At 66.5% G+C, this 14,937-nt stretch carries 9 protein-coding genes; 7 read left to right on the forward strand and 2 right to left on the reverse strand.

From position 1 onward, the window contains the following. Window positions 1-273: 273 nt before the first annotated feature. A complete protein-coding gene (locus ACIPXZ_RS07095; RefSeq protein WP_400591690.1) occupies window positions 274-3,183 on the forward strand; it encodes a polysaccharide lyase family 8 super-sandwich domain-containing protein in 2,910 nt (969 codons plus the stop codon). 353 nt (window positions 3,184-3,536) lie between these two features. On the opposite strand, the gene ACIPXZ_RS07100 is transcribed toward ACIPXZ_RS07095, so the two are convergent. Then, window positions 3,537-4,004, reverse strand: coding sequence for an Lrp/AsnC family transcriptional regulator (locus ACIPXZ_RS07100; protein ID WP_400591692.1), 468 nt, complete (start codon window positions 4,002-4,004; stop codon window positions 3,537-3,539). Between the two features lie 174 nt (window positions 4,005-4,178). On the opposite strand from ACIPXZ_RS07100, the gene kynU reads away from it, so the two are divergent. Continuing rightward, window positions 4,179-5,450, forward strand: coding sequence for a kynureninase (gene kynU / locus ACIPXZ_RS07105; RefSeq protein ID WP_400591694.1), 1,272 nt, complete (start codon window positions 4,179-4,181; stop codon window positions 5,448-5,450). Between the two features lie 343 nt (window positions 5,451-5,793). On the opposite strand, the gene ACIPXZ_RS07110 is transcribed toward kynU, so the two are convergent. Further along, a complete protein-coding gene (locus ACIPXZ_RS07110; protein WP_400591696.1) occupies window positions 5,794-6,828 on the reverse strand; it encodes a LacI family DNA-binding transcriptional regulator in 1,035 nt (344 codons plus the stop codon). Between the two features lie 138 nt (window positions 6,829-6,966). Here ACIPXZ_RS07110 and ACIPXZ_RS07115 point away from each other — a divergent pair, with 138 nt between their 5' ends. The 5 genes from ACIPXZ_RS07115 to ACIPXZ_RS07135 all read left to right on the forward strand — a co-directional run bounded on the left by ACIPXZ_RS07115 (window position 6,967) and on the right by ACIPXZ_RS07135 (window position 14,578). Continuing rightward, window positions 6,967-8,241, forward strand: coding sequence for an ABC transporter substrate-binding protein (locus ACIPXZ_RS07115; protein WP_400591698.1), 1,275 nt, complete (start codon window positions 6,967-6,969; stop codon window positions 8,239-8,241). A 65-nt stretch (window positions 8,242-8,306) separates the two neighbouring features. After that, window positions 8,307-9,248: a carbohydrate ABC transporter permease gene (locus tag ACIPXZ_RS07120; protein WP_400591700.1), complete on the forward strand. Its 942-nt coding sequence runs from the start codon at window positions 8,307-8,309 to the stop codon at window positions 9,246-9,248. Continuing rightward, window positions 9,245-10,162, forward strand: coding sequence for a carbohydrate ABC transporter permease (locus ACIPXZ_RS07125; RefSeq protein WP_400591702.1), 918 nt, complete (start codon window positions 9,245-9,247; stop codon window positions 10,160-10,162). The genes ACIPXZ_RS07120 and ACIPXZ_RS07125 overlap by 4 nt, the downstream gene beginning before the upstream one ends. A gap of 36 nt (window positions 10,163-10,198) precedes the next feature. After that, window positions 10,199-11,449, forward strand: coding sequence for a glycosyl hydrolase (locus ACIPXZ_RS07130; RefSeq protein WP_400591704.1), 1,251 nt, complete (start codon window positions 10,199-10,201; stop codon window positions 11,447-11,449). A gap of 90 nt (window positions 11,450-11,539) precedes the next feature. After that, complete coding sequence (locus ACIPXZ_RS07135) at window positions 11,540-14,578, forward strand: alpha-mannosidase (protein ID WP_400591706.1); 3,039 nt, start codon at window positions 11,540-11,542, stop codon at window positions 14,576-14,578. Window positions 14,579-14,937: the final 359 nt, after the last annotated feature.

The following is a 14,937-nucleotide window of genomic DNA, read 5'->3' on the forward strand; positions in this document are numbered from 1 at the left end:
GCCGCTGGCGCTGCGGGGGTGGGGGGGGGCAACACACCCCCCCCGGGGGCGGCTCCCCCACGCCCCGAACAGCGGACCCAGCGAAGGAAGCCGGACTGGGTAGCGGACTCGGCACGGCAGGAACAAGGGCCGGCGCAACGCCGGAGGCCCGCACCGCCCCACCCCCTCCCCCTTTTGTTCCCTTGTGATCGAATCCTTGATCGCGCCGAGGGCCCTGCCTAGATTTCGAGCATTCCCACACTTTCTCAGGGAAGAGCTCAAGGAGGGCATCACATGGATGGATTGTCGCTGCCAGAGGAGTACCGGAACGGCTTGCACCTGAGCCGACGAAGAATTCTGCAATTGGGCGGCGCCGCTGCGGTGCTTGCGGCCGGGAGCCAGCTCGTCGGACCCGCCGCTGCGGACGCCGTCGACAGTTACGACTCCTTGCGAGGCGTGTGGCTCCAACTCCTCACCGGCAGCGGCTTCGATCCCGCGGCCCAGCCGTTCGCCGACGCGCTCACGACGCTCGGCAGCACCGCCAGCGGGTTCCAGGGGACCATGGCCCCCGCTGCGTCCTCGCTCTGGCCGGATCTTCCCATCGGAACCGTCTCAGCGAACGTCACCTCCAGCTTCTCCCGGCTGAAGACCATGGCCCTCGCCTATGTACAGCCGAACACCGGCCTGACCGGGAATGTCTCGCTCGCCTCGGCGGTCACCAGCGGCCTGGACTGGCTGAACAGCAAGGCTTACACGGCCACCACCGCCAGCTACGACAATTGGTGGGACTGGCAGATCGGTGCTCCCCAGGCGCTGCTCGACACCGCCACCCTGGTCTACGGCCGGCTGACAGCGGCACAGATCGCGAACTACTGCGCCGCAGTGGACCACTTCGTGCCCGCCTCCCTGGTTTCGTCTTACACCGGCAACAGCACCGGGGCCAACCGGGTGGATCTGTGCCGGGTGCTCGGCCTCCGCGGGGTCATCGGGAAGAACTCCTCCTCACTCACCGCCGCCCAGACCGGCCTCTCGCCCGTCCTGCCCTACGTCACCAGCGGCGACGGGATCTACGCCGACGGAAGCTTCATCCAGCACAAGACCATCCCCTACACGGGAACCTACGGCCAGGTGCTCCTGGATGGCCTCGCCCGGATGATCACTCTGCTGGCCGGAAGCAGCTGGGCGGTCACCGATCCGAACCTCCAGCAGCTCTTCACGGCGGTGACCAGCTGCTACGCGCCCATGATCTACAACGGCCTGGTCTTCGACGGTCAATCGGGCAGGGCGATCAGCCGTTTCGGCAAGGACGACCACACCCGGGGCCACGCCCTCCTGGAGGACGTGCTGCTCCTCGCCCTGTCCGGTGCACCGTCGGCCTCCCAGAGTGCATCGTGGAAGGCGATGGTCAAGGGGTGGATGCAGCGGGACACGACCTTGCCGTATCTGAGCGATCCCACCATGAGCATCCCTTCGCTCGCCAGGGCGCAGACACTCCTGAGCGACCCCGCCGTGTCCCCGAGTCCCGAACCGCTGCTCAGCAAGGTCTTCAGCATGGACCGGGCCACGCATCGCCGCGCCGGCTGGGCGGCGCAGCTGAGCATCTGCTCCTCGCGCACGTCCTTCTACGAAACGGGCAATGGGGAGAACCTGCGCGGCTTCCACAGCAACAGCGGCATGCTCTACTGGTTCGGCGACACCTTCGGCAACGACCAGTACTCCGACTCCTTCTGGCCCACGGTCGACCCCTACAAACTTCCCGGCACCACCGTGTCGACCAAAGCGCTCGCGGACGCCGCGGGCGGAACCTGGGGTGCGGCCAAGCCCAATACCGCCTGGGCGGGAGGAGCCTCGGACGGCGAGAATTCCGTCGTCGGGCAGGATGTCCGAGGTGTGCTCTCCACGCTGGTGGGCAAGAAGTCCTGGTTCTTCCTCGACGACTCCGTGGTCTGTCTCGGTGCGGGGATCAGCTGCACGGACGGCACCCGTGTCCAGACCACTGTCGACAACCGCAAGCTGGGCGTCGGTTCGGCCCCGGCGTTCACGGTCGACGGCGCGGTTCAGCCTTCGACGTCGGGCTGGAGTCAGGCGTTCACCAATTGCCGCTCGATGGCCATCGAGGGCATGGGCGGCTGGGTCTTCCCCGGCGGGGCGAATGTGTCGGCACAGCGGACCACCCGGACTGGCGCCTGGTCCGACATCAACACCGGTGGCCCGACGGACCAGATCTCCCGGGACTACATGTCCATGTGGTTCGACCACGGCACGAACCCGAGCGGGGCAGGTTATGCCTATCAGCTCCTGCCCGGAGCCGACGCCGCCACGGCTGCCGCCCGGGCCGCGAACCCGGATTTCACGGTGCTCGCGAACACGGCGACGGTGCAGGCCATCAGCTGCCCCGCGCTGGGCCTGACCATGGCCAACTTCTACGCCGCCGGAACCGCCGGGCCGATCACCGCGTCGGGCCCGTGTTCCGTGCTGATCAAGGAGCAGTCCGGCACCATGACGACGGCGATCGCCGATCCGAGCAGGGCCGCGAACAGTGTGCAGGTCACGGTCGCCCGGCCCGGCTACACCGGCGTCGTCGCGACGTCCGGCATCGACATCCTGCTCGGCACGGACCAGGTGGTGTTCCTTGCCCGTGTGGGCGGGAGCCTTGGTGCCAGCATGACGGCGAGCCTGAACGCCACCGGAGCCACCCCGCAGCTGGGCGCGACGGCGACGAGCTATGTGCGGGACGGTTCCTTCGCCGGGACGAACTTCGGGAACACCACCACCATGGTGGACAAGAACACCAACGCCCTCAACACCGGATACAACCGGAAGTCGTTCCTGAAGTTCGACGTCTCGGGTGTCACGGGAACGGTCGGACGGGCCGTGCTCTGGGTGAATGGCTATGTCAGTGACTCCGGAGGCACCCAGACCACGCTCCAGGCCTACGCCACGGATTCGGCCTCGTGGACCGAGTCCGCTGTCACCTGGAACACCGCCCCGGGCCTCACCACGCCGCTGGGCACGGGCACGGCCGGTGCGACGCCGGGCTGGATCGCCCTCGATGTGACCAGCGCTGTGGCCGCTGCCGTGGGTGGTGCGGGAATCGCGTCCCTCGCCCTCTGGGAACCGAGCGGTGCGGTCGGCCTGGCCGTCATCCTCAACACGCGCCTCAACAGCACCAACCCGCCCCGTCTGGTGGTGAGCACCCAGTGACCGGCTGAGGGGCCCGTCGTGTTGGCGCGCCGTCGGCGCCCGGCAGCATTCCGCTAGGTTCGACGCCGGCCCGTGTCCGGTGCTGTGCTTTTGCCCGGTGCTGTGCTCGTGGCTGTACCCGGTGCTGCGCTCGCATGTCCGTGCCACCCCGCCGCCACACTCTGCCCCTGCCCTGCCCCTCAGCCACGCTCCGCCCCTCAGCCGAGTCCGCTACTGGGGGCGTGAATCAGCTACCCGGGATAGCTGATTCACGCCCCCAGTAGCGGACTCGGCTCTGGGTGGACGCCCGGGTAGCGGACTCGGCAAGGACCAGGGGCGGTATCTGGCTGATGAATCGGTCTGAGGCGTTCAGCTCACTCGGGGATGGCTGAGAGGCCGGCCCGCTGCTCGAAAATGATCTGAGTCTCTGTGCGCCCGAGATCAGGGTCGGAGCCGAGGTGCAGTTTCATGAAATCCCGGAGCGCCGGCACGCTCTCGCAGGCTACGTGCAGGACGAAGTCGTGATTTCCTCCGATCAGGTAGACGCGCTGGACGCCAGGGATCGCGCGGAGCCGATTTGCCACGCCGGGCAGTCTGTTGCGGACGGCGTTGTGCACACTGACGAAAATCATCGCCTCGACGGCGCCGCCCACCGCTTCGGGGTCGATGTCCGCGTGATAGCCGCGGATGACGCCAGCCTCTTCGAGGGCTCGGACCCGGCCGTGGCAGGTGGAGCGCGGCAGATCCACCTTCGCCGCAAGATCCTTGTTCGACAGACGACCGTCGCGTGCCAGTTCACTAAGGATCCTTCTGTCCGTGCTGGAGAGCTGAATGCGATTCACAAGAGGCCTTCCGAAGAGATGGGCGGTTCGCCTGAAGAGCAATATTGAGGAGAAAATCTGAATATTATCCGAAATTGTAGGTCAATATTCGGATAATTACGATACTTATAGTGATTGCAATGAATCCGTGAAGCGCTCTTCTCTGCGTCCGCGGCAACTTGAAGGAGGATGACATTGAGTCAGAAAGTCGTCAGAGAGGTGACGCGGTCTGCTTGTGAGCAAGCGGACCGCGACGACCCATTGGCTTCGTTTCGTGAGGAATTCGAGCTGCCGGACGGCGTGATCTACCTCGACGGGAATTCGCTCGGAGTGCTGCCCCGGGTTGCTGTGGAGCGCAGCAGGATGGTCGTCGAGCAAGAGTGGGGTACCGATCTCATCAGCAGCTGGAACAAGAATCATTGGTTCGATCTTCCGGCGCGTATCGGCGGGAAACTCGCTACCCTGCTCGGGGGTGGCGACGGCGAGTGCGTGGCGAGTGACACGACGTCGGTGAACCTGTTCAAGGTGTTGTCAGCAGCGTTGCGTATGCAGCGCCAGGATGCACCCGAGCGGACCGTGATCGTGTCTGAACGGGAGAACTTCCCTACGGATCTGTACATCGCCTCGGGCCTGATCGAGGCCCTGGGGCAAGGCCACGAGTTGCGCCTCATCGACTCGCCTGAGGAACTGGACGATGCGCTCGGGACGGATGTCGCCGTCGTGCTCCTGACCCAGGTCAACTACCGCACCGGGACTTTGTGGGACATGCGGGGTGTGACGGAGCGCATTCATGACATCGGCGCGTTGGTGGTGTGGGACTTGTGCCACTCTGCGGGTGCCGTGCCGATCGGTCTTGAGGACGCGAGCGCCGACTTCGCCGTCGGATGTACCTACAAGTACCTGAATGGTGGACCCGGCTCACCGGCGTTTCTTTGGATTGCGGCGCGGCATCTGGATCGTGCCGTGTCGCCGCTGACTGCCTGGTGGGGGCACGCCGACCCGTTCCACATGTCGAGTGACTACGTTCCGGCGCAGGGGGCGAGGAGGTTCCTCACCGGAACTCAGCCGATCCTTTCCCTGGCAACCATGGAGGTAGGCATCGATCTGGCGCTGCGGGTCGATCAAGAGGCGTTGCGGCAGAAGTCGCTCGCTCTGACCTCGCTCTTCATCAGGCTGGTCGAAGAACGTTTGCCTGGACATCCACTCACCTTGCTCACGCCCCGGGACGAGGAGCGCCGAGGCAGCCACGTCTCCTTTCGGCACCCGGAAGGCTATGCAGTGATGAAAGCGCTCATTGCTGAAGGCGTGATCGGAGATTATCGCGAGCCGGAAGTGATGCGGTTTGGTCTCACGCCCTTGTATCTCGGCTATGCGGACGTCTGGGACGCCGTGGAAACTTTGCGCCGGATCCTCGACGACGAGATCTGGAAGGACCCGAAATTCCAGGAACGGGATGTGGTGACCTGAGGCGGGTTCCGTTGTCGTTCATCGGAAGTGGACCGGTGAGATCTTGAGTCGGTGGATTCCAGGCTGCACATACCAGCCAGGACCATCTCGCCGCGCCGCCTCAGCCGAGTCCGCTACTCGGGGCGTGAATCAGCTATCCCGGGTAGCTGATTCACGCCCCGAGTAGCGGACTCGGCCCTGGGTGGACGCCCGGGTAGCGGACTCGACAAGGACCAGGAGCTGGGGTCGGCAAGGGGCTGACGGGGCGCCCGGATGGACCTTCAACTGCAGATGGGCTCGGCCCACAGCGACCCGCGTCACCGCGCCAGCCACCGCCCGGCCCTGCGCCTCTCAGCTGCACCGTTCAGTTCGTGGGGGCTGGACCGGAGCTTTCGCGGATGCTGAGGGTCGGTTCCGCACCTTCCGCGCTCGGCACCGGCAGGTCCGCGTCCAGGTGCGCCAGGAGCGTCTTCACGGCGAGGGTTCCGAAGGCGACGGTGTCGCGGGTCAGCGATGTCACCGGGGGATTGCCCAGCCGGACCAGGAGAGAGTCCTCGAAGGACACGATCGAAAGATCCTCGGGAACCCGCAGGCCGTGCCCCTGAGCCTCCCGAAGGCTGGCGACCGCCATGACGTCCGTGTCGTAGAGGAGCGCGGTGGGAGGTTCCGCCAGGGAGAGCAGCTCACGGGTGGCCCGCACGGCGTCGTCGGCCTCGTAGCCGCTGCTCACGCTGGAACTGGACGTCAGCCCCAGTTCCTGGACGGCCGCCGCGAATTCCTGCCGCCGCAAGTGGGTGTGTTCCAGCTCCTGAGGACCGGCGATGTGCGCGATCCGTCGGTGTCCCAGCCCGTGCAGATAGGCCACGAGGGTCCGGGTGGCCGCCCGGTCGTCCACCCAGACCGAGGGGATGGTGGGGGACTGGGACGGATGGCTGCCGACCTGCACCGCGGGCAGACCGAGGTGTTCGAGCACCTCCAGGCGAGGGTCATCGACGCGCGGATCCACCATGATGACGCCGTCCACGATCCGCGATTGCCACCATTCCCGGTAGGCGTTCAGCTCCTCCTCGACGCTGCCCACCACCATCATGTGCAACGCCGTGTGACTGCCCGTCAGGCCGAGCTGGATGCCCGAGAGCAGCTGCGGGAAGAACGTCTCCGTGCCCAGGATCCGGGCGGAGCGGTTCAGGACGAAGCCGACGGCGCCGGCCCGGGACTGCCCCAGCGCTCGTGCCGCGCGGTTGGGTTTCCAGTTCAATTCCTCCGCGATGGCCAGGACGCGACCACGCGTCTCTTCGCTCACGCCGGGCCGGCCGTTCAGGGCGAAGGAGACAGCGCCCTTGGAAACGCCTGCCCGGGCGGCGATTTCACTGATCGTTGCGCGCTTCGGGTGGTCCATAGCAAGGATTATAGGGGGCCGCCAGCTCTTGACTATATCGGTTTAGTTTGGAAGTCTTGCATCACTTCACCCGTGGATGTGACCCCGCTAACAGCCGGGGCGTGACTCCACCCGGCCTTGATTCCAAGGAGTGCAACGATGCAGAAGAAGAAGATCCTGGCAGGGGCAGCCGTACTGCTCACCGCCATGCTCGGGATGAGCGCCTGCTCCAACGGCGGCAGCGGGCAGGATTCCGCGCAGAGCCAGACGATCGACGGCGAGATCACCCTCCAGACGTGGGCCCTGACCCCCAAGTTCTCCGACTACCTCAACAAGGTGATCGCGGACTTCGAAAAGGCCAACCCGCAGGCCAAGGTCAAGCTCCTCGACCAGCCCGGTGACGGCTACTCGGAGAAGGTCCTCAGCCAGGCCTCCTCCAACACCCTCCCGGACGTCATCAACCTTCCCAACGACTTCGCCTACCCCCTGGCGCAGCAGGGCGTCCTGGAAGACCTCTCCCAGGGTGACGACCTCGCCAAGAGCTATGTTCCAGGTGCACTGGACGCCTACAAGTTCCCCGGCATCGACGGCACCTACGCCTACCCCTGGTACATCCAGACCGATGTGAACTACTGGAACACGGACCAGCTCTCAGCTTGCGGTCTGGATGCCGGCAAGCTGCCCACCAGCACCGCGGAACTCTTCACCCAGGCCAAGACCATGCACGACAAGTGCCCGGACAAGTACCTCATCAGCACCCTGCCGGGCCTGAACGCCTTGACCGCCACCGGCCAGAAGGCCATGAGCGATGACGGCAAGAACTTCACCTTCGCAACCGACGAAGCGGCCGCAGTGATCGACAAGTACCGTGACGCCTACAAGGCCGGCTACATGCCGCCGTCGATTCTGAACAACAACTACCAGGGCAATGCGAAGCTGTTCACCCAGCAGAAGGTCGCCTGGACCACTGCAGGCTCCTCCGGCGCGCTGAGCTTCGTCCAGGACAACCCGAGCCTGAAGGGCAAGTTCACCGAGAACAAGGCCCTGGACACCCCGCCGCTCTACCCGCAGGGCCTCTCGGTCTCCGCCAAGAGCAAGCACCTTGCCACGGCCAAGGCCTTCGCGAAGTTCATGACGAACGCGGAGAACCAGAACGCCTTCGCCAAGCTGACCAACACCTTCCCCTCCTCCACCGGCTCCTCCGAGGATTCGTTCTACTCCAAGGAGGACGGCACCGAGGCCGGCAAGGCCCGGGTCATCGCCTTCAACAGCCTCAAGGAAGGCAAGGTCCTGAACCCGGTCCAGTGGAACTCCGCCATGGACGACTACTTCAAGCAGCAGGTGGCGCTCGCCGTCAAGGGCGACATCAGCAGCAAGGACGCCTTGCAGAAGGCTCAGGACAAGGCCAACCAGCTGCTCCAGCAGCAGAAGTAGGCCGGAGCCAGGGTGGGCCGCCGCACCTGGCGGCCCACCCTGTTCGTAGTTGAAAGGAGACGCCCATGGCGTCGACCACCATCCCCCGCCCGGTGAAGAGCCCGGCGAAACCCCCGGTGGGGACCCCGGTCCGCACCAACAAGTGGTTCACCCCGTGGATCCTCGTGGCCCCCGCCCTGCTCTGGCTGCTGGTCTTCAACATCTGGCCGTCCCTGAACACCATCCGGATGGCCTTCACCAACGCCAAGCCGCTGGGCGGCAAGGAACGGTTCGTCGGTCTGGACAACTTCCAGATGATCCTCAAGGACGACCAGGTCATGAACGCGCTGCTCAACAGCGTCATCTACATGATCATCTGCGTGCCGCTGCTGACCCTGCTCCCACTCCTGCTCGCCATCCTGGTGCAGAAGCCCCTCAAGGGCATCGCCTTCTTCCGGACCGCCTTCTACACGCCCGTCATCGCCTCCGCCGTGGTGGTGGGCCTGATGTGGAGCTGGCTGCTGGACTCCCGTGGCGCGGTCAACAACCTCGCCCAGGCGCTGCACGTCGTCAGCGAACCCATCCCGTTCCTCACGGACCGTTGGCTGGTCATCATCTCGGCGATCAGCCTCACCGTCTGGAAGGGGCTGGGGTACTACATGATCGTGTACCTCGCGGCCCTCGGGAACGTCGGCAAGGAACTGCACGAAGCCGCCGCGATCGACGGCGCGGGAGCCATCCGCCGCTTCTGGAGCGTCACCGTTCCCGGCGTGCGCGGGGCGATGGGCCTGGTGGCCGTGCTGGTGGCCATCAGCGCGCTGCGGGTGTTCTCCGAAGTCTTCATCCTCACCGGCGGCAAGGGCGGCCCGGGCGGCGAGGACCTCACCATGGTCATGCTCATCCAGCAGTACGCCCGTGGCTTCACGGGCAACCTCGGCTACGCCTCGGCCCTGAGCATCCTGCTCTTCCTGCTGACCCTGATCCCCATGCTGGTCCTGGCCCGCCTCAACTCCAAGGGGGACAAATGAGCGCCACTGAACTGCGGCCCACGCCGTGTGACGAAGCGCTGGAGGGCCCGACGACGACGCCACGCCGCCGTCGTTCACGGACCTTCGGCGAGCCGTCCACCGCCGAGAAGTTCTGGCGCTACCTCGCGCTGGCGTTCGTCCTGCTGGTTACCGTAGGACCCTTCCTCTGGCAGCTCTCCACCTCCTTGCGGAGCTCCACGGAGGACATCTACACGGAGAATCTCAGCCTGCTGCCGCAGCAGCCCACCTTCAGCAACTACCTGCGGGTGTTCGACGCGATCGACGTCTGGCGGTACATCGGGAACTCGCTCTTCGTGGCCGCGGTGGGCGTGGCGGGCAACGTCCTCTTCTCCACGGCCGCCGGCTATGCCCTGGCCCGGCTGTCCTTCCGCTTCAAGAAGTGGGTCCTCGGGTTGTTCATGATCACCCTGATCCTGCCGGCCGAGGCGACCATCATCTCCCAGTACGTCACCGTCCGTGACCTGGGCCTGGCGGACACGCTGCTGGGCGTCGCCCTGCCGGGCATGGTCAGTGTGCTGAACGTGCTGCTCATGTTCAACGCCTTCCGTCAGCTGCCCCGGGAGATCGAGGAGGCCGCCGTCATGGACGGGGCCAACGCCTGGCAGCGGCTCATCCGGGTGGCTCTTCCCTCGGTCTACGGCACCATCGCCGTGGTGGCGATCTTCTCCTTCATCGGAGCCTGGGACGACTTCCTCTGGCCGTTGATCGTGCTCACCACCCCGGAGAACTTCACCCTGACCATCGGGCTGCAGTATCTCTCCGGCACCTTCACCAACGACATGCGGCTCATCGCGGCCGGCACCATGATCGCCTTCATCCCCATCGCCGTGGTCTTCGGCGTCCTGCAGAGGTTCTTCTTCAAGGGCGTTGAAGAAGGCGGCGTCAAGGGCTGAGACTGTTCATCACCAACCCAACAGGAGGACTTTTCCGTGCGATTCGGGGTCAACTACACACCGGCATCAGGGTGGTTCCACTCCTGGCAGAACCTCCGGGAGGAGGACGTCCGCCGGGATCTGGGGCAGATCGCCTCGCTGGGTGTGGACCACATCCGCATCTTCCCGCTCTGGCCGGTGCTCCAGCCCAATAGGAGCCTCATCAGCCAGACGGCCGTGGACGACGTTCTGACCGTCGTGGACGTGGCCGCCGAACTCGGGTTGGACGTGAACCTGGACGTCCTCCAGGGGCACCTGTCCAGCTACGATTTCCTCCCGGCCTGGATCACCACCTGGCACCGGAGGAACCTGTTCACCGACCCCGAGGTGGTGCAGGCCGAAGCGGATCTGGCCGAGGAGTTCGCCCGGCAGCTCGCGGGACGTCCGAACATCATGGGCATCACCCTGGGCAATGAACTCAACCAGTTCGCCCCGCCGGTCCATCCGGACGCGCACCCCGTGACACCGCTGCAGGCCGACGCCTGGCTCGAGAAGCTCGTGGCGGGCGCACGCGCGGACGGCGAGCATTTCGTCACCAACGCGATGTACGACGCCTCCTGGTACGACGACCGCCAGCCCTTCGAGCCCCGGCACGCGGTGGACTACGGGGACGCCACCGTGATCCACTCCTGGGTCTTCAACGGTTCGGCACAGATCTTCGGTGCCTTGCACGACGGTTCCGTCCGGCATGCCGAATACCTGCTGCAGCTTGCCGCGGCCTGGCACCACGACGCCGCACGCCCGGTCTGGCTTCAGGAGGTCGGGGCTCCCACCACGGTCATTCCGCGGGAGTCCGCCCCGGACTTCCTCGAAGCGACCATCCGCCACGCGGCCACCGTGCCGGGCCTGATGGGGGTGACCTGGTGGTGTTCCCACGACGTCTCGCGTGCGCTCGCCGACTTCCCGGAGGTGGAGTACGACCTGGGTCTCTTCACGCACGACGGCGTGCTGAAGCCCACCGGGGAGCGCTTCGCAGCACTGGTCCGCGAGTTCCGTGCGGGCGGCGTGGGCTCGCCGTCGAGCACCGCTCTGGTGCTCGACGACACCGCCGAGGGGTACCGTGGCACGTGTGCGCCGGGTGGCTCGTTCCACCGGGCCTGGCTGGACGCCGCGGCGGCGGAAGGGCAAGGCCCGCAGGTGCTGCTGGCCTCCCGGGCGCCGTATGCGGAGGAGCTGGTGGCGAGGGGGATCCGCACGGTGCTGGAGGCCTCTCCTGAGGGCTCTCGGGGAATTACTTCAAATCGCTAGCGAAATCACGGGAACCGCTGTTAGTCTCGCCCTTTGCGAGCCGTTGACCACATCCATCCCCCCATCAGACGTGAGGACACGAGCACATTCATGCATGACGACATCAACCTGACCACCGGACGGGTCAAGCGGGTACTGGCCGAACGCCTCTACCCCGCCGTATACGAGGACAGCGTGGCGTTGGAAGCCGCCTGGCACGAGCTGCCGGGCGAGCCGATCCCGCCCGCGGAAGGTCTGGCCCTGGAATTCACCCCGTATGAGGTGGGGACGGTGTGGGGCGCTGCCTGGGGGACCACCTGGTTCCGCCTCCGCGGCCAGGTTCCCCAGGCCTGGGCGGGCCGCCGGGTGGAGGTGCTGGTGGACCTCGGCTTCGATGTGAACATGACCGGCTTCCAGTGCGAGGGCCTCGTCTACACCCCGGAGGGCGAGCCGCTGAAGTCGCTGAACCCGCGCAATCAGTGGGTCCTGGTGGCGGACGAGGCCGAGGGCGGTGAAGAGGTGGAGCTCTTCCTGGAAGCCGCCTCCAACCCCGTCCTCCTGGACTACCACCCCTTCCTTCCCACGCAGGAGGGCGACATCCGCACCTCCTCGCCGAAGAAGCTCTACACCACGCGCCGCCTGGACCTGGCCGTGTTCAACCGCGAGGTCCACGAATTGTGCCTGGACCTGGAGGTCCTGTTCGAGCTCCAGGCGGAGCTGCCGGAGTCCTCACCGCGCCGCATGCGCATCCTCCAGGGCCTGGACGACGCCCTGGACCGCATCGATCTCCAGCGCATCGCCGAGACCGCGGGGGATGCCCGTGAGGTCCTGGCCCCGCTGCTGGCCCGCCGCGCCGAGGCCAGCGCCCACCAGGTTTCGGCCATCGGTCACGCCCACATCGACTCCGCCTGGCTCTGGCCCCTGCGCGAGACCATCCGCAAGGTGGCCCGCACCAGCTCCTCCATGACCGAGCTGATCGGTCAGGATCCGGACTTCCGGTACGGCATGTCCAGCGCCCAGCAGTACAAATGGCTCAAGGTCCACCGGCCCGAGGTGTACGCCAAGGTCAAGGACGCCGTCGCCGAGGGCCGCTTCGTGCCGCTCGGTGGCATGTGGGTGGAGTCGGACACGGTCATGCCCAGCGGCGAGGCCCTGTCCCGGCAGTTCCTGTACGGCCAGTCCTTCTTCCGCGAGGAGTTCGGCGAGGCCTGCAAGGGCGTGTGGCTGCCGGACAGCTTCGGCTACTCCCCGGCACTGCCGCAGCTCATGCGCCGGGCCGGTTTCGAGTGGTTCTTCACCCAGAAGATCTCCTGGAACCAGGTCAACAAGTTCCCGCACCACACCTTCAACTGGGAAGGCATCGACGGCTCGCGGGTCTTCAGCCACTTCCCGCCGATGGACACCTACAACGCGCAGCTCTCCGGCGAGGAGATGGCCCGTGCCAGCCGCCAGTTCCGTGAGGCCCGCGTCGCCTCCGGCTCGATCGCGCCGGTCGGCTGGGGCGACGGCGGTGGCGGCACCACCCGCGAGATGACCGGCAAGGCCCGGCGTCTCGCGGATCTGGAAGGCAGCGCCACGGTCCGCTGGGAGAACCCGGACGACTACTTCGCCAAGGCGCGGGCCGAGATGCCCAAGCCCCCGGTGTGGGTGGGCGAGCTGTACCTGGAGCTTCACCGGGCCACCCTCACCAGCCAGCACAAGACCAAGCAGGGCAACCGCCGTGTGGAGCACCTGCTGGTGGAGGCCGAGCTGTGGAGTGCCACGGCCGCGGCCCGCACCGGCTACGCGTACCCCTACGACGAACTGAACGCGCTGTGGGAGGACCTCCTGCTGCACCAGTTCCACGACATCCTGCCCGGCACGTCCATCGCCTGGGTGCACCGCGAGGCCGTCGAGACCTACCGCCGCCTGACGGAGGAGACCGAGGCGCTGATCGCCAGGGCTCTGGACGCCCTGGCCGGCCAGGGAGACGCGCAGCTCACCTTCAACGCGGCGCCGTTCGGGCGCTCCGGTGCCCCGGCGCTGGGAGCCGCCGAGGCCGCCCCGCATGGCACCGAGCCGGTGACGGTGAGCGAGGAGGCGCGCGGCGTCGTGCTCCGCAACGGTCTGGTGGAGGTCGTGATCAGCCGCGAAGGCCACATCGTCTCCGCGGTGGACCTGGCCAGCGGCCGCGACGCGATCCCCGCCGGCGCCGAGGCGAACGTGCTCCAGCTGCACCAGGACTTCCCGAACATGTGGGACGCCTGGGACGTGGACCGGTACTACCGCAACCGCGTGACCGAGCTGCGCTCGCTGACGTCGTTCGCCGTGGAGGGTGACGAGGACGAGGCGCGGGTGGTGCTCGAGCGCGAGTTCTCCGGGTCCCGGGTCCGTCAGGTGCTGCGCCTGGCCGCGGATGCCCGGACGCTGCGCATCGACCAGGAGACCGACTGGCACGAGGCCGAGAAGTTCCTCAAGGTGTCCTTCCCGCTGGACGTCCGCGCCGAGCACACCGCGGCGGAGACGCAGTTCGGCTTCAACCGGCGCGTCACGCACACCAACACCAGCTGGGAGGCGGCGAAGTTCGAGACCTCGATGCACCGATTCGTACTGGCCGAGGAGCCTGGTTTCGGTGCGGCTCTGGTGACCGAGTCCAGCTACGGCTTCGACATGACGCGCGATGCGGACGACGACGCCGGCGTGACCACCACCCTGCGGCTGTCGCTGCTGAGGGCCCCGCGTTTCCCGGATCCGGAGACCGATCAGGGTCACCATACGCACTCCTACGGCCTGGTGATCGGGGCCGACGCCCTGGTGGCCACGCAGGAAGGCATCCACCTGAACACCCCGGTCCGCTCCCTGCGTGGTGCCGCGCCCGTGGAGCCGCTGGTCCGGGTGGAGGGCGAGGGCGTCCTGGTGTCTTCCGTGAAGCTGGCGCACGACCGTTCCGGTGACCTGGTGGTCCGTGTCTACGAGCCGCAGGGACGCCGTTCCTCGGCTGTGCTGCACGTGGATCCCGCTTTCGGGCGGGGCCGCGAGGTGAGCCTGATCGAGGACGAGCTGACGGGCGACGCCGCGCTCGCCGCCCCGGCCCCGACGACCGTGGAATCAGGCATCGAGCTGTCCCTGACCCCGTTCTCGGTGCGGACCTTCCGCTTCAGCCGGGTGTAGCGCCGGGCTGGCTGCTTGGTGTGAGGCCGGGGCGTACCCCGGCTGGTGGTGCGGCGTCGCCGGTTGGTGTGACCCCGCTGAGCTCGCGAGAACCGTGCGAAATCGCTCCTTGAGTGAGCGAGTTCGCACGGTTCTCGCGAGTTCGGGGTGGGGATTGCCCGGAGCCAGCGGTTTCGCCGGAACGGGATGCTACCGAGTTCGTGGGCTTCAGCTGGGACGGGATGCTACCGAGTTCGTGGGTTTCGGCTGGAACGGGATGCTACCGAGTTCGTGGGTTTGGGGGGGGGGGGGGGGGGGGGAAAAAAAAAAAAAAAAAAAAAAACGCACACCAAAAAAACAAATAAAAACCCCAAAAAAAA

It is taken from the genome of Arthrobacter sp. NPDC090010, assembly GCF_044748305.1.
In the GTDB taxonomy this organism is placed as follows: domain Bacteria; phylum Actinomycetota; class Actinomycetes; order Actinomycetales; family Micrococcaceae; genus Arthrobacter_E.